Genomic DNA, 18886 nt, shown 5'->3' on the forward strand with positions numbered 1-18886 from the left:
GCCGCGCACATTGCTTTTTTTATTCGCCGATCCGCTTGACTGAATTCCGGATGACGAGTTCCGGTTCATACACGACGTCATCCTTCTTCGGCTTTTTATGTTCTAAGCAGTCGATGACATATTTTGCCGCCGCTTTCCCCATAATGGATTTCGGATGCTTGACAGAGGTGAGTTTCACCTCGGAAATCTGGGCGAAATGTGAATCGTCATAGCCCATGACCGATACGTCATCAGGCACCTTTAACCCGATTTCCCTGAGAAGATTAATCGTCTTCAGCGCAATTTCGTCATTGTAGCAAAGAATGGCCGTCGGGTATGATCCGCTGTTTTGCTCAAGGGTATGCTTAATTTTTTGGAGAAGCACGGTTTCTTTTTCCTCAGTCGTGTAAGTCACGATCATGTCCGGAGACGGGAAAATCCCGCGCTCCCGATGCGCCTGAAGATAGCCGTTCATCCGTTTGACGCCCTGCGTGTCATCCGCTTTAAAGATTCCCATAATGTGCGTGTGGCCGAGGGACATGACGTATTCGCAAGCCATCATGCCGCCTTTGACATCATTGACGGAAAAGCTCGGGGCGGCCAGCTCCGCATAAGAGGCGTTAATCATGGCAAACGGAATGCCGTTTTTCTCCAGATTGAGATAGTAGCCGATGTTGGGCGTCTGCAGCGCGCTTTTTGTAGGCTCGACAATCAGCCCGTCTATATTTTTGGACAGCAGGTTTTCAAGGCCGCGCCGCTCACTTTCTGTATTGTTGTTGGTGCTCGTCAGCAGCATGGAATAGCCCTGTTCGCTTAAATAAGATTCAATTCCCCTGATGATGCTCGGAAAAATATAGTCTGATATGTACGTTGTAATGACGCCGATCGTTTTGTTTGAATGCATGGCTGATTTCGCCGTGCGTGAAGCGACAAAGGTGCCTCCGCCCTGAACGCTGTACAGCAGCCCTTGCGAGACCAAATCTCCGATCGCCTTTCTGATGGTATGGCGGCTGACGCCGAACTGCTGCATCAGCTCATTTTCCGTAGGCAGCTTTTCGTCCGGCTGTATTTTTCCCTGATTCAGCCATGAACAAATTTCTTCTTTTACTTGAGCATATTTCGGTAGCATATCAATTCCTCCAAAATGTATACGGACAAATTCCAGTATAACATAGTAAGCCCTTTCATCAAGCTGTAAAAATAATTGACAGATTATGAAAAACTGCTTATTCTTTATTTGTACGTACTAATTTTCCTTATTTTTAGATAAAATTCTTTATAAGTACGTACAAATGTGGCGGTTCTGAAGAAAACAAAGCAACATCAAGCGCCGCACTCTGTTTTGTAAGCGTTTTTATTCTATTTTTCGCGGGAGGGTAAAATTCATGAAGAATCACCCGGCACCAATTGGCTCAAATGTACCTGTCACTCGGCAGCATTCCAAGTGGTTTGTCATTCTCATCTCATGCGCGGCCGGACTGGGAGGGCTTTTGTACGGTTATGACACGGCGGTGATTTCCGGCGCCATCGGTTTCCTGAAAGATTTGTACCGCTTAAGTCCTTTTATGGAAGGGCTCGTGATTTCAAGCATTATGATCGGCGGTGTTTTCGGCGTCGGGATTTCCGGATTTTTGAGTGACCGTTTCGGACGGAGAAAGATTTTGATGGCAGCGGCGCTGTTGTTTGCGGTGTCAGCGGTTGTCTCTGCGCTTTCTCAAAGTGTGTCTTCCTTAGTGATCGCCAGAGTCATCGGCGGTCTGGGAATCGGCATGGGCTCCTCGCTTTCTGTCACGTATATTACCGAAGCCGCTCCGCCGGCCATACGCGGCAGTCTGTCTTCACTGTATCAGCTGTTTACGATATTAGGGATATCCGGCACTTATTTTATTAACCTTGCCGTCCAGCAGTCCGGCTCGTATGAATGGGGGGTGCACACCGGCTGGCGGTGGATGCTCGCTTACGGCATGATTCCGTCCGTCATCTTTTTTATCGTGCTGCTTATCGTGCCGGAAAGTCCGCGCTGGCTTGCGAAAGCGGGGCGCCGGAATGAAGCCCTCGCCGTGCTGACGCGCATTAACGGCGAGCAGACCGCGAAAGAAGAAATCAAACAAATCGAAACGTCTTTGCAATTAGAAAAAATGGGGTCATTGTCTCAGCTGTTTAAACCGGGGCTGAGAAAAGCGCTTGTGATCGGGATTCTGCTGGCTTTATTCAATCAGGTCATCGGCATGAACGCAATTACGTATTACGGGCCGGAAATTTTCAAAATGATGGGCTTCGGACAGAATGCGGGGTTTATCACGACATGCATCGTCGGTGTCGTCGAAGTGATTTTCACCGTCATCGCCGTTCTTTTAGTGGATAAAGTAGGCCGGAAAAAGCTGATGGGGGTCGGATCTGCCTTTATGGCGCTGTTCATGATCTTAATCGGGGCAGCCTTTTATTTTCAGCTGGCGAGCGGTCCGGCTTTAGTCGTCATCATATTGGGATTCGTCGCCGCTTTCTGCGTGTCAGTCGGGCCGATTACGTGGATCATGATTTCGGAAATCTTTCCGAACCACCTCCGCGCACGCGCCGCCGGTATTGCGACGATATTCTTATGGGGGGCCAACTGGGCGATCGGCCAGTTCGTGCCGATGATGATCAGCGGGTTAGGGCTCGCGTACACCTTCTGGATATTTGCCGTCATTAATATTCTCTGTTTCTTGTTTGTCGTGACGATCTGCCCTGAGACGAAAAATAAATCATTAGAAGAAATAGAAAAACTCTGGATAAAATGAAAGCGTTTTACGACAAAAGTCTGCTCCGGCGGGCTTTTGTCTGTCACCTTCATTCCGTTTCTGTATATAATGACTGTATCAAGGAGATACTGGAAAACCCTGCGAAGAATGTCGAGGAATTGACCTTTAACAGTTGAATTAACAATGTCATCCTGTTAAAATAATTAAAGAAAGCAGACATAATTTTTTTTGGCTATGATGGGACGTTTTTTGTCATAGCGGGACATTTTTTGTCCAGTATGAATAGGAAGGAACGTTTGAGTCATGAACCAGTTAATACAAGCTCAAAAAAAATTATTGCCTGATCTTTTGCTTGTGATGCAGAAAAGATTTGAAATCTTGCAGTATATCAGGCTTACCGAACCGATCGGCCGCAGAAGTCTTGCAGCCAGTCTCGGATTGACCGAGCGCGTTCTCAGAAGCGAGGTTCAGTTTTTGAAAGAACAGAATCTCATCGATATTAAAACAAACGGCATGACAATGACGGAAGAGGGCTATTCACTGCTTTCGATTCTGGAAGATACGATGAAGGATGTTTTAGGATTGACGCTTCTGGAAAAGACATTAAAAGGGCGGCTTAATCTGAAAGACGCCATTATCGTTTCCGGAGACAGCGACCAATCTCCTTGGGTCAAAAAAGAATTAGGGAGAGCGGCCGTTGCATGTATGAAAAAGAGATTTTCAGGCAAAAATATCGTCGCTGTAACCGGCGGTACGACAATTGAAGCCGTCGCCGATATGATGACGCCGGATTCAAAAAACCGCGAGCTCCTGTTTGTGCCCGCAAGAGGCGGTTTAGGCGAAGATGTGAAAAACCAGGCGAACACCATATGCGCGCATATGGCGGAAAAGGCTTCAGGCACTTATCGGCTTTTGTTCGTTCCCGGACAGCTGTCACAAGGCGCCTACTCATCTATTATTGAAGAACCTTCCGTAAAAGAGGTGCTTCACACGATTAAATCAGCGAGTATGCTCGTTCACGGAATCGGCGAAGCTAGAACAATGGCGGAGCGAAGAAACACGCCTTTGGAAGATTTGAAGAAAATAGATGACAATCATGCGGTGACAGAGGCATTCGGCTACTACTTTAATGCGGACGGAGAAGTCGTTCACAAGGTGCATTCAGTCGGAATGCAGCTCGATGACCTCGATGCCATTCCCGACATTATCGCGGTAGCGGGCGGATCATCAAAAGCAGAAGCAATCGAAGCTTATTTTAAAAAGCAGCGAAACACGGTTCTCGTCACGGACGAAGGAGCCGCAAAGAAGTTATTAAGGGATAACAGTCCCTCAATATAAATATCTCTCACTTATTTAAAGGAGGAAATAATCATGGCAGTAAAAGTCGGTATTAACGGTTTTGGTCGTATTGGACGTAACGTATTCCGCGCAGCATTAAACAATCCTGAAGTTGAGGTAGTAGCGGTTAACGATTTAACAGACGCTAACATGCTTGCTCATCTTTTACAATATGATTCCGTACACGGAAAATTAGATGCAGAAGTTAAAGTTGACGGCAGCAACCTTGTTGTTAACGGCAAAACAATCGAAGTTTCTGCTGAGCGCGATCCTGCGAAACTCAGCTGGGGCAAACAAGGCGTTGAAATCGTAGTTGAATCTACTGGTTTCTTCACAAAACGCGCAGACGCTGCGAAACACTTAGAAGCAGGCGCGAAAAAAGTTATCATCTCTGCACCTGCTAACGAAGAAGATATCACAATCGTTATGGGTGTTAACGAAGACAAATACGATGCGGCTAACCACCATGTTATCTCTAACGCATCTTGCACAACAAACTGCCTTGCGCCGTTTGCAAAAGTACTTAACGACAAATTCGGCATCAAACGCGGTATGATGACAACTGTTCACTCTTACACAAACGATCAGCAAATTCTTGATCTTCCGCACAAAGACTACCGTCGTGCGCGTGCAGCAGCTGAAAACATCATTCCTACATCAACTGGTGCTGCTAAAGCAGTTTCCCTTGTTCTTCCTGAACTGAAAGGCAAACTGAACGGCGGAGCTATGCGTGTGCCGACTCCAAACGTTTCTCTTGTTGACCTAGTTGCTGAACTTAACAAAGACGTAACGGCTGAAGACGTAAACGCAGCTCTTAAAGAAGCGGCTGAAGGCGATCTTAAAGGAATCCTTGGCTACAGCGAAGAGCCATTAGTATCCGGAGACTACAACGGCAATGCTAACTCTTCTACAATCGATGCTCTTTCTACAATGGTTATGGAAGGCAGCATGGTAAAAGTAATCTCTTGGTACGATAACGAAAGCGGCTACTCTAACCGCGTTGTTGACCTTGCAGCTTACATCGCAAAACAAGGTCTTTAATTCATAGCTCCCGGAAAGGGCCGGACTTGGTTCTTTCGGACAGAAACGCTATAATGAAAGCGGACAAGGGAAGGGGACGGACTCCCTTTCCCTTTTTCCATGAGAACCGGCTTTCAGAAAGCGCCGGATTGCTGCAGAACGTCCGCGTTTTGAAGTTTCCGCGGCACTTTCGTTTTCTGAGCCGCCTGCCCTGGCTCAGAAGACGATCTGCCCCGTGCCCGGAAGCTGCAATCTGCCCCCGCGGCGGAAGCATCATGAGGCGGTTTCACGTTTCACGTTTTTCGTGCTATGCAAACCATTTTGAAGGAGGATCTCCTAAGGCATGAATAAAAAAACAGTAAAAGACATCGACGTAAAAGGCAAAGTCGTATTCTGCCGCGTTGACTTTAACGTTCCAATGAAAGACGGGGAAGTAACAGACGATACTCGTATCCGCGCTGCGCTTCCAACAATCAAACACCTTGCAGACCAAGGCGCGAAAGTCCTTCTTGCGAGCCACTTAGGCCGCCCGAAAGGCGAAACGGTTGAGGAGCTTCGTTTAACTCCTGTCGCTGCACGCTTAGGCGAACTGCTCGGCAAAGAAGTGAAAAAAGCGGATGAAGCTTACGGCGATGCTGTAAAAGCACAAATTTCTGATATGAAGGACGGAGACGTTCTTGTATTGGAAAACGTACGTTTCTACCCTGGTGAAGAGAAAAACGATCCTGAGCTTGCTAAAGCATTTGCTGAGCTTGCGGATGTATATGTCAATGACGCATTCGGTGCTGCCCACCGTGCTCACGCATCTACAGCCGGAATTGCCGAGCATCTGCCGGCGGTTGCAGGATTCCTGATGGAAAAAGAGCTTGACGTTCTCGGCAAAGCCGTGACAAATCCTGAGCGCCCGTTTACGGCAATCATCGGCGGCGCGAAAGTAAAAGACAAAATCGGCGTAATCGAAAGTCTGCTTGATAAAGTGGACAACTTGATCATCGGCGGAGGTCTTGCTTACACATTCGTAAAAGCGCTTGGCTATGAAGTCGGTAAATCTCTTCTTGAAGAAGATAAAATCGAACTTGCAAAATCATTCATGGACCGCGCGGAAGAAAAAGGCGTTAAATTCTATATGCCGGAAGACGTTCTCGTTGCTGATGATTTCTCTAACGATGCAAACGTTCAAATCGTGCCGATCTCTGAGATCCCAAGTGATTTAGAAGCGATCGACATCGGAACGAAAACCCGCGAAACGTATGCTGAAGTTATCAAAAACAGCAAACTTGTCGTATGGAACGGACCGATGGGCGTATTCGAAATCGACTTGTTCGCTCAAGGCACAAAAGCAGTGGCTGAAGCATTGGCAGAGGCAAACGATACATACTCTGTCATCGGCGGAGGAGACTCTGCGGCAGCCGTTGAAAAATTCGGCCTTGCTGACAAAATGAGCCATATCTCAACAGGCGGCGGCGCATCCCTTGAATTCATGGAAGGCAAAGAGCTTCCAGGTGTAGCTGCGCTGAACGATAAATAAAAACTGCTATAAGGAAGTGGAACAGATGAGAAAACCAATTATAGCCGGTAACTGGAAAATGAACAAAACACTCGGCGAAGCTGTCAGCTTCGTTGAAGAAGTGAAATCTTCCATTCCAGCAGCAGACAAAGCGGAAGCCGTCGTTTGCGCACCAGCTCTTTTCTTAGAAAAGCTGACTTCTGCTGTTAAAGGAACTGACCTGAAAGTCGGCGCCCAAAACATGCATTTTGAAGAAAACGGTGCGTTCACAGGTGAAATCAGCCCGGTCGCTCTGAAAGACCTTGGCGTGGATTACTGCGTCATCGGCCACTCTGAGCGCCGTGAAATGTTCGCTGAAACTGATGAAACAGTTAACAAAAAAGCGCATGCTGCTTTCAAACACGGCATTGTGCCGATCATTTGCGTAGGTGAAACGCTTGAAGAGCGCGAAGCCGGAAAAACAAATGATCTTGTTGCCGATCAAGTGAAAAAAGGTCTTGCGGGTCTTTCTGAAGAGCAAGTTGCCGCTTCCGTTATTGCGTACGAGCCAATCTGGGCAATCGGAACAGGCAAATCTTCTACAGCGAAAGATGCTAACGACGTCTGCGCGCATATCCGTAAAGTCGTTGCTGAAAGCTTCAGCCAGGAAACTGCTGACAAGCTCCGCATTCAATACGGCGGCAGCGTAAAACCTGCAAATATTAAAGAATATATGGCAGAGTCCGATATTGACGGTGCTTTGGTCGGCGGCGCAAGCCTTGAACCGCAGTCATTCGTTCAATTATTGGAGGAAGGTCAATATGAGTAAAAAACCAGCTGCACTCATCATTCTTGATGGGTTCGGATTACGCAATGAAACAGTCGGAAACGCAGTCGCACAAGCGAAAAAACCGAATTTCGACCGTTATTGGAACCAATACCCTCATCAGACGCTGACGGCATCAGGCGAAGCAGTCGGACTGCCTGAAGGACAGATGGGGAACTCTGAAGTCGGTCATTTGAATATCGGCGCAGGACGTATTGTGTACCAAAGCTTAACACGCGTGAACGTTGCCATCCGCGAAGGCGAATTTGAACGCAATCAAACGTTCCTTGACGCCATCAAAAACGCGAAAGACAACGACAAAGCGTTGCACCTGTTCGGCCTTCTTTCTGACGGAGGCGTACACAGTCATATCAATCATTTATTCGCGCTGCTGAAGCTTGCGAAAAGTGAAGGACTGACGAAGGTGTATATTCACGGTTTCCTCGACGGCCGCGATGTAGGTCCGCAAACAGCGAAAACTTACATTCAGCAGCTGAATGAGCAGATCGAAGAAATCGGTGTCGGCGAAATCGCCAGCATTTCCGGACGCTACTACTCCATGGACCGCGACAAACGCTGGGACCGTGTGGAAAAAGCGTACCGCGCAATGGCTTACGGCGAAGGCCCGTCTTACCGCAGCGCGATGGATGTAGTCGACGATTCTTATGCGAACGGCATTCATGATGAATTCGTCATTCCGTCCGTCATCACAAAAGAAAACGGTGAACCCGTTGCGAAAATTCATGACGGCGATTCTGTGATTTTCTATAATTTCAGACCGGACCGCGCCATCCAGATTTCAAACACGTTTACCAACAAAGATTTCCGCGATTTCGACCGCGGTGAAAATCATCCGAAAAACCTGTATTTCGTCTGCCTGACTCACTTCAGTGAATCTGTTGACGGATATGTGGCTTTCAAACCGGTAAACCTTGACAATACGGTCGGTGAAGTATTAGCACAGCACGGGTTAAAACAGCTTCGCATTGCAGAAACTGAAAAGTATCCGCACGTTACGTTCTTTATGAGCGGCGGCCGCGAAGAAGAATTCCCGGGCGAAGAGCGCGTCCTCATTAACTCGCCGAAGGTCGCGACATATGACCTGAAGCCTGAAATGAGCGCGTATGAAGTGAAGGATGCTCTTGTAAAAGAAATCGCGGCTGACAAGCACGACGCGATCATCCTGAACTTTGCAAACCCTGACATGGTCGGCCACTCCGGAATGGTCGAACCGACGATTAAAGCAATTGAAGCAGTGGACGAATGCTTAGGCGAAGTGGTTGACGCCATCATCGCTAAAGGCGGACATGCCATCATTACCGCTGATCACGGTAATGCGGACATTCTGATTACAGAAACAGGCGAACCGCACACTGCCCATACGACAAACCCAGTCCCTGTCATTGTGACGAAAGAAGGCGTGACGCTGCGCGAAGGCGGAATCCTAGGCGACCTCGCACCAACGTTATTAGACCTTCTCGGTGTTGAAAAACCGAAAGAAATGACCGGAACATCTTTAATTCAAAAATAAGCGTAAATCAAAAGGAGAGACAAACTCATGCCATACATTGTTGATGTTTATGCACGCGAAGTCCTTGACTCACGCGGCAACCCAACAGTTGAAGTTGAAGTATATACAGAAACAGGAGCTTTCGGCCGCGCATTAGTGCCAAGCGGAGCTTCTACAGGTGAATACGAAGCGGTTGAGCTTCGTGACGGCGACAAAGACCGTTACCTTGGAAAAGGCGTGTTAACTGCTGTTAACAACGTAAACGAAATCATTTCTCCAGAGCTTCTCGGCTTTGACGTAACTGAACAAAACGCAATCGATCAGCTTTTAATCGAGCTTGACGGAACTGAAAACAAAGGCAAACTCGGTGCGAACGCAATCCTTGGTGTATCTATGGCTTGTGCGCGCGCAGCTGCTGATTTCTTACAGATTCCTCTTTACCAATACCTTGGAGGATTCAACTCAAAAACGCTTCCTGTACCGATGATGAACATCGTAAACGGCGGAGAGCATGCTGACAACAACGTAGACATTCAAGAATTCATGATTATGCCTGTAGGTGCGCCTAACTTCCGTGAAGCGCTTCGCATGGGCGCTCAAATCTTCCACAGCCTGAAATCAGTTCTTTCTGCTAAAGGAATGAACACAGCTGTAGGTGACGAAGGCGGATTCGCTCCGAACCTTGGTTCTAACGAAGAAGCGCTTCAAACAATCGTTGAAGCAATCGAAAAAGCCGGCTTCAAACCTGGCGAAGAAGTGAAGCTTGCTATGGATGCTGCATCTTCTGAGTTCTACAACAAAGAAGACGGCAAATACCATCTGTCTGGCGAAGGTGTTGTGAAAACATCTGCTGAAATGGTTGACTGGTACGAAGAAATGGTTTCTAAATACCCAATCATCTCTATCGAAGACGGACTTGACGAGAACGACTGGGAAGGCCACAAACTTCTTACAGAGCGTCTTGGCAAAAAAGTTCAGCTTGTCGGTGACGACCTTTTCGTTACAAACACGAAAAAGCTTGCTGAAGGTATCAAAAACGGCGTAGGCAACTCTATCCTGATCAAAGTAAACCAAATCGGTACATTGACTGAAACATTCGATGCGATCGAAATGGCGAAACGCGCGGGCTACACTGCCGTTATCTCTCACCGTTCCGGTGAAACTGAAGACAGCACAATCGCTGACATCGCTGTGGCAACTAATGCAGGACAAATCAAAACAGGTGCTCCGTCCCGTACGGACCGTGTTGCGAAATACAACCAGCTTCTTCGCATCGAAGATCAGTTGGCTGAAACTGCTCAATACCACGGTATCAACTCTTTCTATAACTTAAATAAGTAATGGAATGGACGCCGGGAGAATATCTCCCGGCGTTTTTTTATGGTCCCGGGCTTTTCCCTCCTTTTTCTCCATCTTCATTTGGTCAATAATATTCATTTTCCCCCTTTTTAAAGGAATCAGTGTTCTTCAATCGAAAGGGAAGAGGTGTTAATAAGAGGAGGGATTATGATGAAATTTTCATTTATGTCAGCCGCGGTGGCAGCAAGCGTCATATGGGGCGCATCTGCCGGGCCGCTGTCCGAAACTCATGCTTATTCAACTGTGACCGCGCCGGTTTTTGATGCTGATGAGGCATTGGACACTATGCGTGATCTGAGTGAAACCATCGGTCCGCGGGAAACCGGAACTGCGAAAGAAAAGGAAGCGGCTGAATACATATCGAATCGTCTGCGGGCTCAGGGCGCCAGTGTCAAAGTACAATCATTTCCTTTGAAAAAGTACTTTTCAGGTTCAGTCACAGCGGGAGATCATGAATTCCCGCTCCGCTCCGCTGATCAATCCGCTGTTGAAAAAGAGCTCAAAATAGAAGGCGGGATTTTTGACGGCGGCTGCGGATCACGCAATGACGTAACAGGAGCCAAAGGAAAAATTGCAGTGATACGCGAAGGAAAGATCCCCGTTTCTCAAAAGATCAAACATGCCGAACAAGCGGGAGCCAAAGCAGTCATTATTTATAATCAGACAACAAAACCGCTCGCCGTCCGTCCGCATACCGATAAAGGAATCACGATACCGGCAGCGGGTATGAAAAAAGAAGACGGTGAAGCATTGCTGCAGGAAAAGCAGGCAGTCATTCAATTTAAAAACTATAAAAACCGCACCTCACAAAATATCATAGGAACGCGCAAAGCGGCACAGGCCGACCCTTCTGATGCTGATATTATTTATGTCACAGCGCATTATGACAGCGTAAAAGGCGCGCCCGGAGCGGATGATAACGCCTCAGGCACATCTGCCGTTCTGGAAATCAGCAAGCAATTGACACACATACCGAAAGACAAAGAGATCCGCTTTATCCTGTTCGGTGCAGAAGAATTATGGTCTGCGGGTTCATCTTATTACGTCAGTACACTCACGAACAATGAAAGAAAGCACAGCCAGGCCAATTTTAATGCCGATATGATTGCGACTGACTGGGAAGAAGCGAGTCAAATGTGTGTCACGACTCCTGACGGCAGGGAAAACCCGAGTGTCCGGTACGCTGAAAAAGCCGCTGAAAAATCCCGGTTGGTCAAGCCAAACCTGATTCAGCTCGGTTACTCAGACCATGTCTCTTTTTATGAAGCGGGGATTCCGTCGGCTAACTGGATTTGGCTCAGCCCCGATACACAGGAGCCGGGGCCCTGGTACCACACTGAGAATGATAATATGAAACACATCAGCAAAGAACGGCTAGAGAAAGCCGGGGCACTCGTTTCCGCAGCAGTAACTGAGGCAATGAAAGAATAAAAAACAGGCTTCGGCCTGTTTTTTATATTATTTTCTGTATATTCTATCAATTAAGGGAGATTTTCTCACTCGTTACCAGATATATACCATTTAACAGGATTTTACTTTACAAATAAAAGAAAAATAAATAGATAATACCTAATTCACAAAAGGATGTAAAACTCATTTATCAAATTTTAACTTTTGTTATAATTGCGATATCGATCGATATTTGTTTTAAATTGTAAAAAACAATACTCTTTTCTATCTATTAGGGGGCGAAAAATGAATACTGTCACAAAAGAAGCCAGCAACCTTGGTCAAAAACGGCTGTTACATCTGATTGAAACGAAGCAGGCGATAGTAGGCGTGTTAGGCATGGGATATGTGGGATTTCCTCTTGCGCTGGAATGTGTCGATAAAGGATACAATGTGATCGGATTCGACAAAAACAGTGAAAAGGTTTCCTTGTTAGCCGCCGGAAGCAGCCATATTCAAGATATAGAGGACGGCAGACTGAACTCGGCTTTACAAACAGAACGCTTTCAAATCAGCGCCGACATGTCGCTCATCCAAAAATGCGACATCATTGTGATATGTGTGCCGACACCCCTGAACAAAAAAGACAAGATCCCCGATTTAACCTACATCGACAGTGCAGTTGACAGCATGATCGCTTATGGAAGGCAGCATCAGCTTTTAATTTTAGAAAGCACCACCTATCCCGGAACAACGAAAAAAAAGATTGCCGACAGAATGGCATCAAGCCGCGGCATGAAAATAGGAACAGACTTTTTTACGGCTTATTCTCCGGAAAGAATCGATCCGGGCAACAGGCAATATGAAGTTTCAGATATTCCTAAAGTAGTCGGCGGAACCACACAGACTTGCACAGAACTTGCCTCAGCGTTTTACAGCACCATTGTTACAAGCATTCACCCGGTCACCTCACCCGAAGTAGCTGAAACAGCTAAACTCCTAGAGAATACTTATCGTTATGTCAATATAGCTCTTATCAATGAAATGGCGCTTAATTGCCGTGAACTCGATATTGATATATGGGAAGTCATCTGCGCGGCGGACACGAAGCCGTTCGGCTTTCAAAAATTTATCCCTGGCCCCGGAGTCGGAGGCCATTGTATCCCGATTGATCCTTTTTACTTCAAATGGATCGCGAATGAAAAAGGGCTGCAGACAAAATTAATTGATCTGGCGGACGAAATCAATTCTAACATGCCGATTTCTGTCTCTGACTATGCTTTGAAACTGGCGGGCAAAGACAAATGCAGCATCTTAATAATAGGGGCCGCTTATAAAAAAAATACAAATGACCCGCGTGAATCCTCAGTGTTTACGATAATGGAAGAATTGATGGACAAGGGATGCGCGATTGATTATCATGATCCGTTTATCAGCGAGATCCGCTTGAATGACGGAAGCCGCAAACAATCTGTCCCTTTCACAAAAAAACAAATCAATCAGTACGACGTCATCATCATTCATACAGATCACGATGTAATCGACTACAGTATTTTGAAGGATGCCTCACCGATTATCTTTGACACAAGAAATGTATGCAAGGAAAAATCAGCCGACAATTGCAGAGTTGTCACTTTATAAGGAGGGAACGGTCATTAGTAATCGATTTATCTCTTTTCACAGACCTGATATGACAAACGAAGAAATCGCAAGCGTAACCGAAACGATTCAGTCGGGCTGGATTTCGAAAGGCCCGAAGGTAATCGATTTTGAAAAAAAGCTGGGAGAATGTATAGGAGCCGAACACGTCATCAGCTGTAATTCAGGAACCGCTGCATTACACATGGCTTTATTGGCGCTCGGTGTGGGAGAAGGCGATGAAGTCATCGTGCCGAGCTTCACGTTCTGTTCCAGCGTCAATGTCATCCTGCACGCCGGAGCCGTTCCTGTGTTTGCGGATATATGCGAGAAAAGTCTTTGTGCCGATCCTGAAGATGTCAGGAAGAAAATAACGCCGCGCACAAAAGCGGTAATTGCGGTTCATTTTGCCGGCTATCCGGCTGATCTGGAAAACTTGCAATCCATTTGTAAAGAAAACGGATTGTATCTGATTGAAGACGCCGCTCATGCGCTCGGTACAAAATATAACGGAAGCATGATCGGCACTCATGGCGATGCCGTGTGCTTCAGCTTTTATGCCACCAAAAATATTACAACGGGGGAAGGCGGAGCCCTCGTCATGAAAGACGAACAGGCCGCAGAAAGAGCGAGGCTGTACGGCTGGCACGGCATCACAAAAAATGCCTGGAACCGGTACGGTGAAAAAGGCAGCTGGAGATACGACGTTTTACTGCCGGGCTTTAAATATAATATGACGGATATTCAGGCCGCGCTCGGTCTGGTTCAATTGAAACGCGCAAACGAAATTCAAGAAAAACGGGAACAGATCGCTCAATTTTATGTACGTGAACTGTCAGGCCAATCTGACAAAGCGGCGCTTCCGCTTTCTGACATTCCAAGCGGCATAACGCACTCATGGCATTTATTTATTTTACGCATTCGAGAAAACGGCGGTATGGACAGAGATTTGTTTATTGAGAAAATGAAAGAAAAACAAATCGGGCTGAGCGTGCACTTTATTCCCGTGCATTTGCATCCTTACTATAAAAAACATTTTCCTGCCGAGCTTCCGGTAACTGAACGTGTTTTCCGGGAGATCGTATCACTGCCTCTTTACAGCCAGTTATCAGATGAGGATTGCAGCTATATTGTCAAGTCTATAAAAGAAGTTTTGACTATCAGCCAGGAGGTTGGATCATGAAACATATTGCGATTATCGGAGGAGCCGGTTTTATCGGAAGCGAACTGGCGGCATTATTACAGGCTAAAGGTTATCACACCATCATTGCAGACCAAAAGGAGCCGGCTTTTGACACTGAATACCGCCAAACGGATATTCTTGACCGGACGTCCCTCCGCGAATCACTGCGGGGAGCGGATGCAGTTGTCCATTTGGCGGCAATGGTCGGAGTGGACAGCTGCCGAAGCAATGAAGAAGACGTCATACGGGTCAATTTTGAAGGAACGAAAAACGTCACTGAGGTATGCGGTGAATTAGGAATCAGCACACTTCTTTTCTCATCGAGTTCAGAAGTGTTCGGAGATTCACCGGATTTTCCTTATACCGAGACAAGCAGAAAGCTTCCGAAATCGGCTTACGGAAAAGCCAAACTGCAATCAGAGGAATATTTGAGAGAACAGGCTTCCGACAAACTTCATATTCGGGTCGTCCGGTACTTTAATGTATACGGGCCGAAACAGCGCGAGGATTTTGTCATCAACAAGTTTTTCAGCCTGGCCGAGAATGGCTCTGAGCTGCCTCTTTACGGGGACGGCGGACAAATACGCTGCTTCAGCTACATCAGTGATATCGTCACCGGAACTTATCTCGCTCTCATTCATGAAGGAGCCGTCTTTGAAGACTTCAATATCGGGAATGACCAGCCGATCACGATAAAAGAACTGGCTGAAAAAGTCAATGTGCTTTCAGGCAGAGAGAAGGATAACTATCTGTTTAAAAAGCTGGGCGAAGACGGCGTGAGGGGAAAAGACATCGAGATTTTTAAACGGGCGCCGTCAATCGAGAAGGCGAAACGTTTGCTCGGTTACGCTCCGAAAGTAAGTCTGAATGAAGGCCTGGAGATCATTAAAGATGAGAGACACAAGTACAAACTTTCACTTTCCTAAAAACCCGGAAGTGGTCAAATATCCTGTTTATCCCGGACAGCTTTCCGTCAGGGGCCGTCTGCGCGCGGTGAAGCACTTGCTTACTGCCGGACAAAGCGGACTGACTGAAAAACTGGAAAAACGTTACGGGAAAGGGATTGTGCTGACCTCCAGCGGCAGTGCGGCACTGGTGCTCGCATTAACTTATTCGGGAGCCGGGCCGGGGAAAGAAGTGATTTTCTCATCCTTCAGCTGCCCGAATGTCATTGATGCCGTGCTGCAATCCGGTGCGGCGCCTGTGTTTGCGCAGCTGGATGAGCATCTATCCTTATCGTTTGAGGATGTCAAAAAAAAAGTGACAAGGCAGACGTGTGCGGTTATCCTCACGCATGTATACGGCCGGAGAGAAAATACCGCTATCATTGACTGGGCGAAGGAAAACGGAATTGCTGTCATTGATGATGCCGCTCAAGCCATGTTTACAAAACAAGCGGATACATTTGCCGGCGGTTTGGGCGATTTCGGCATTTTAAGCTTCGGCCCCTCAAAGCCGCTTGCGAGTATCGGAGGCGGCGCGTTAATCGCGCCGAAAGAATGGCTTCGGCAAAAAGCAAATCTCCCGATGGAACAGCGCAGCCAAGTGGCAGCTGACTATCGAATTTATATCAGAAATCAAAGAATCCAGGCTGTAATGAAACGGAAACGGCATCATCCTATTTCATATATGTTTAGAAAAGCGGGCGCCATGCCTTCCATGAAAGCCACAAAGCTCGAAGCTCTGCCGGATAAACCGGCTGTTGTACCCGTGCTTCGCATGCATCCGGCAAGGGAAGCCATTATTGATGATCAGCTTTCACGTATGGATCAGCTTGTAACAGCTTCGCTCCGAAACTTAGAGACGGCGGGAGAAGTCTTTGCAAAGGCGGAAGAAACAAACGGCGTAAGAATGATTCAGCCCCAAGAAGGAGAACATCTGAATTATTTAACAATTGTATTTCCCCGGGATGAAGAGCGGTACGGGTGTTCCGTTTATTTAGCTGAAAGAGGCATCCAAACATGCTGGAACTATCTTCCCCTCGGACGTATTCCGATTTATGAAACATACGCGGGGGAAGGCGGGGAAGACCCGCTTTGGAAGAGAGTTCTTTCTCTGCCGTTTAAACCCCCTCTTCAAAAGGAGCAAGTCAGATATATAGCCGAATCCGTTTTATCATATTATGAGCAAAAGAATAAGACTGAATAGTGGTGATAACTATGCAAAAAACAGCAGTATACACGACCCGCCAGGCATGGGATCGGGCCGCTGACATGTATCAGGCGGGATTGTTTCAAAGCTATGATTGGGGAATCCTCATGGAAGAGCTTCCCGGCACGTCATTTCACCCTGTCAGACTGACAACGGACGGAGGACAAGTCATCTATCTTCCGCTTTTTGAACAGAAGGGCGTATTATCCGGCAATATGATCGGATACGGCGGCGTTATTTCAGATCGCCCCATCTCATTTGAATGGCTTCAAAGTGAAATTCAGGCCATATTCAGCCGGAACATATCCCGGATGCTGCTGCCGTACGGTCAGACTTCTTTTACAGAAGAAATCGGGGAAGGGTGGACGGAAAAGGCGACACGGATTCTTTCGCTTCCGGACACGTTTGACGAACTTTGGACGGGCATTTCCGGAAAAGCCCGGACGGCAGTCAGATACGCTGAAAAAGAGAATATTGTCACCCGGCTGATCGGGCAAAAAGAACTTGGCGCATTTTATGACCTCTACAAAGAGCATACGTCGGCAATCGGCGCGGCTTATGTACTGAGCCAGGGCTTTTTCCAAAAGCTGCTTGACACGTTTGCGGATCGAATGTTTTGGGTCGGAGCATATCAGGATGAGACGCTGATCAGCAGCAGTATTTTTCTCTATGACCGCTCTCATTTCTATTATTGGCAGAATATAAACAGCCTGGCGGGAAAAAAATCGCAGGCCTCTTACTTATTGATGCGTGACGCCCTGCAATTCGCCATTTGCCGCAAGCTTCAATGGGCTGATTTTGGCTATTCACACAGTAAAGAAATCGCAAGACCGAAACGATATTGGGGAGCTGAAGAAAAACAATGCCGACTTTTTACGAAACCGGAATGAAAACAATAAGCGGCCATCAATCCAGTTATCTGCCGTGGTACGGTTTTTTTGAAAAAATGTATAAGTCGGATCTGTTTGCCATTCATGACACAGCTCAATTTGAGAAAAAAGGATTTCTCAACCGCAACAGAATCAAAACGCCGCAGGGCCCCAGATGGCTGACGGTGCCTTTGCAGATGAAACAATATAAAGACATAGAGCTTCGGCATATGAAAATCGACCAGACACAGGATTGGCGGAAAAAACATTGGATGGCGATTAAAATGAACTATGCGAAAGCTCCATATTTTGAGCGGTACCAGCATTTTTTTCAAGATGTCTATCAGAGGGAGTGGGAATATCTCCATGATTTGAATATGCACATCATTGAATTTTTCCGAAAAGAGCTCCGAATTGAAACGCCGCTCTGTTATGTCTCTGAGCTTGAATGCCGGAAGGAGAAAAAAAGCGATTTTGTTTTAGCGCTTTGTCAGGAGCTGGGGGCGGACCGTTATTATTCAGGCAGTCAGGGTTCCGACTATTTAATAGAAAGCGATTTTGAAAGAAACGGAATTGTCATTGAGTATCAGCAGATCCGACATTTTGGCTATCCTCAATTATTCGGGGAGCATATCCCTCACCTCTCCATGCTTGATATGCTGATGAACTGCGGAGCGGATACAGCTGAAATGTTAGTTAAAGGAGGGCAATATGATGAAAGTAATGGTATTTGCAGCGCATCCCGACGATGAAATTATCGGCGTCGGCGGCACGCTCGCCAAACATGTCCGCCAAGGTGACAGCGTGTCGGCAGTCATTATGGCGGAAGGCAAGTCATCAAGAAAAACGGATTACAAAAAGCCTGAAGATTCCGTTATGGAGCATTCTAATCAAGAAACGGAGCAGGCGCTCAGCACTTTGGGCATCCATGATTTTGTCAGGCTGAACCTTCCTGATAACAGAATGGATTCAATGGATTTGCTGGATGTCGTGAAGGAAGCGGAGAAACAAATCAATCGTTTTCAGCCTGACATTGTGTATACCCAGTACGGCGGTGACATTAATATTGACCACTCCGTCGTATTCAGAGCGGTCATGACGGCAACCCGTCCGCTTCCCGGTCATACGGTAAAACGGGTTTTTGCCTATGAAACATTGTCTTCGACGGAATGGAATTACTGTCAGAAGGATCAGTTTCATGCCAATTTCTTCGTTAATATTGAAGACGAGCTTGAAACGAAATTGAAATCGATGGCGTGTTACGGTTCCGAGCTCAGAGACTTCCCTCATCCCCGCTCTTTGCAGGCGATCGAACATAATGCCCGTGTGTGGGGAGCAAAATCGGGTTTTACCGCTGCGGAAGCGTTTATGCTTGTGAGAGGAACATGGTGACTGTC

The 18886-nt window shown here is 47.0% G+C and carries 16 protein-coding genes; 15 read left to right on the plus strand and 1 reads right to left on the minus strand.

From position 1 onward, the window contains the following. Positions 1-19 precede the first annotated feature (19 nt). The gene (locus ACWHAR_RS13195) at positions 20-1108 is read right to left on the minus strand and encodes a GntR family transcriptional regulator (RefSeq protein WP_032876386.1); all 1089 of its coding nucleotides are present in this window, start codon (positions 1106-1108) and stop codon (positions 20-22) included. Positions 1109-1364: 256 nt separating this feature from the next. Between ACWHAR_RS13195 and ACWHAR_RS13200 the strand changes: the two genes are divergently transcribed. The 15 genes from ACWHAR_RS13200 to ACWHAR_RS13270 all read left to right on the plus strand — a co-directional run bounded on the left by ACWHAR_RS13200 (position 1365) and on the right by ACWHAR_RS13270 (position 18881). Continuing rightward, entirely contained in the window at positions 1365-2759 is a 1395-nt protein-coding gene (locus tag ACWHAR_RS13200; protein ID WP_032876389.1) for a sugar porter family MFS transporter, read from the plus strand. 264 nt (positions 2760-3023) lie between these two features. Next, on the plus strand, positions 3024-4058 hold the full coding sequence (gene cggR, locus ACWHAR_RS13205) for a gapA transcriptional regulator CggR (protein WP_032876392.1): 1035 nt from the start codon (positions 3024-3026) through the stop codon (positions 4056-4058). A gap of 33 nt (positions 4059-4091) precedes the next feature. Continuing rightward, positions 4092-5099 carry a type I glyceraldehyde-3-phosphate dehydrogenase gene (gene gap, locus ACWHAR_RS13210; RefSeq protein WP_003151611.1) on the plus strand — a complete coding sequence of 336 codons (1008 nt, stop codon included), beginning with the start codon at positions 4092-4094 and terminating at the stop codon, positions 5097-5099. Between the two features lie 322 nt (positions 5100-5421). After that, positions 5422-6606, plus strand: coding sequence for a phosphoglycerate kinase (locus tag ACWHAR_RS13215; RefSeq protein WP_032876395.1), 1185 nt, complete (start codon positions 5422-5424; stop codon positions 6604-6606). Between the two features lie 25 nt (positions 6607-6631). After that, a complete protein-coding gene (tpiA, locus tag ACWHAR_RS13220) occupies positions 6632-7393 on the plus strand; it encodes a triose-phosphate isomerase (protein ID WP_003151618.1) in 762 nt (253 codons plus the stop codon). Beyond that, positions 7386-8921 carry a 2,3-bisphosphoglycerate-independent phosphoglycerate mutase gene (gene gpmI / locus ACWHAR_RS13225; protein ID WP_032876398.1) on the plus strand — a complete coding sequence of 512 codons (1536 nt, stop codon included), beginning with the start codon at positions 7386-7388 and terminating at the stop codon, positions 8919-8921. The genes tpiA and gpmI overlap by 8 nt, the downstream gene beginning before the upstream one ends. Before the next feature lie 27 nt (positions 8922-8948). Beyond that, positions 8949-10241: a phosphopyruvate hydratase gene (eno, locus tag ACWHAR_RS13230; protein ID WP_007409956.1), complete on the plus strand. Its 1293-nt coding sequence runs from the start codon at positions 8949-8951 to the stop codon at positions 10239-10241. A 168-nt stretch (positions 10242-10409) separates the two neighbouring features. Continuing rightward, a complete protein-coding gene (locus tag ACWHAR_RS13235) occupies positions 10410-11690 on the plus strand; it encodes a M28 family peptidase (protein ID WP_032876401.1) in 1281 nt (426 codons plus the stop codon). Positions 11691-11954: 264 nt separating this feature from the next. After that, positions 11955-13289, plus strand: coding sequence for a nucleotide sugar dehydrogenase (locus ACWHAR_RS13240; protein ID WP_032876404.1), 1335 nt, complete (start codon positions 11955-11957; stop codon positions 13287-13289). Positions 13290-13338: 49 nt separating this feature from the next. Beyond that, the gene (locus ACWHAR_RS13245) at positions 13339-14469 is read left to right on the plus strand and encodes a DegT/DnrJ/EryC1/StrS family aminotransferase (RefSeq protein WP_032876966.1); all 1131 of its coding nucleotides are present in this window, start codon (positions 13339-13341) and stop codon (positions 14467-14469) included. Beyond that, positions 14466-15395: an NAD-dependent epimerase/dehydratase family protein gene (locus tag ACWHAR_RS13250; RefSeq protein WP_032876407.1), complete on the plus strand. Its 930-nt coding sequence runs from the start codon at positions 14466-14468 to the stop codon at positions 15393-15395. Before ACWHAR_RS13245 ends, ACWHAR_RS13250 begins: the two co-directional genes overlap by 4 nt. Continuing rightward, positions 15361-16617, plus strand: coding sequence for an aminotransferase class V-fold PLP-dependent enzyme (locus ACWHAR_RS13255; RefSeq protein ID WP_032876410.1), 1257 nt, complete (start codon positions 15361-15363; stop codon positions 16615-16617). Before ACWHAR_RS13250 ends, ACWHAR_RS13255 begins: the two co-directional genes overlap by 35 nt. Before the next feature lie 11 nt (positions 16618-16628). Next, the gene (locus ACWHAR_RS13260) at positions 16629-17510 is read left to right on the plus strand and encodes a GNAT family N-acetyltransferase (protein ID WP_032876413.1); all 882 of its coding nucleotides are present in this window, start codon (positions 16629-16631) and stop codon (positions 17508-17510) included. Next, positions 17483-18241: a WbqC family protein gene (locus tag ACWHAR_RS13265; RefSeq protein ID WP_007409964.1), complete on the plus strand. Its 759-nt coding sequence runs from the start codon at positions 17483-17485 to the stop codon at positions 18239-18241. Before ACWHAR_RS13260 ends, ACWHAR_RS13265 begins: the two co-directional genes overlap by 28 nt. Next, positions 18204-18881, plus strand: coding sequence for a PIG-L deacetylase family protein (locus ACWHAR_RS13270; RefSeq protein ID WP_023357140.1), 678 nt, complete (start codon positions 18204-18206; stop codon positions 18879-18881). Before ACWHAR_RS13265 ends, ACWHAR_RS13270 begins: the two co-directional genes overlap by 38 nt. The last annotated feature ends 5 nt before the right edge of the window (positions 18882-18886 follow it).

This window comes from Bacillus sp. LR--39, assembly GCF_053613335.1.

Coding starts and splice junctions, on each gene's coding strand:
- ACWHAR_RS13195 (WP_032876386.1), bottom strand. CDS start 1,108: ATGCTACCGAAATATGCTCAAGTAAAAGAAGAAATTTGTTCATGGCTG.
- ACWHAR_RS13200 (WP_032876389.1), top strand. CDS start 1,365: ATGAAGAATCACCCGGCACCAATTGGCTCAAATGTACCTGTCACTCGG.
- cggR (WP_032876392.1), top strand. CDS start 3,024: ATGAACCAGTTAATACAAGCTCAAAAAAAATTATTGCCTGATCTTTTG.
- gap (WP_003151611.1), top strand. CDS start 4,092: ATGGCAGTAAAAGTCGGTATTAACGGTTTTGGTCGTATTGGACGTAAC.
- ACWHAR_RS13215 (WP_032876395.1), top strand. CDS start 5,422: ATGAATAAAAAAACAGTAAAAGACATCGACGTAAAAGGCAAAGTCGTA.
- tpiA (WP_003151618.1), top strand. CDS start 6,632: ATGAGAAAACCAATTATAGCCGGTAACTGGAAAATGAACAAAACACTC.
- gpmI (WP_032876398.1), top strand. CDS start 7,386: ATGAGTAAAAAACCAGCTGCACTCATCATTCTTGATGGGTTCGGATTA.
- eno (WP_007409956.1), top strand. CDS start 8,949: ATGCCATACATTGTTGATGTTTATGCACGCGAAGTCCTTGACTCACGC.
- ACWHAR_RS13235 (WP_032876401.1), top strand. CDS start 10,410: ATGAAATTTTCATTTATGTCAGCCGCGGTGGCAGCAAGCGTCATATGG.
- ACWHAR_RS13240 (WP_032876404.1), top strand. CDS start 11,955: ATGAATACTGTCACAAAAGAAGCCAGCAACCTTGGTCAAAAACGGCTG.
- ACWHAR_RS13245 (WP_032876966.1), top strand. CDS start 13,339: ATGACAAACGAAGAAATCGCAAGCGTAACCGAAACGATTCAGTCGGGC.
- ACWHAR_RS13250 (WP_032876407.1), top strand. CDS start 14,466: ATGAAACATATTGCGATTATCGGAGGAGCCGGTTTTATCGGAAGCGAA.
- ACWHAR_RS13255 (WP_032876410.1), top strand. CDS start 15,361: ATGAGAGACACAAGTACAAACTTTCACTTTCCTAAAAACCCGGAAGTG.
- ACWHAR_RS13260 (WP_032876413.1), top strand. CDS start 16,629: ATGCAAAAAACAGCAGTATACACGACCCGCCAGGCATGGGATCGGGCC.
- ACWHAR_RS13265 (WP_007409964.1), top strand. CDS start 17,483: ATGCCGACTTTTTACGAAACCGGAATGAAAACAATAAGCGGCCATCAA.
- ACWHAR_RS13270 (WP_023357140.1), top strand. CDS start 18,204: ATGAAAGTAATGGTATTTGCAGCGCATCCCGACGATGAAATTATCGGC.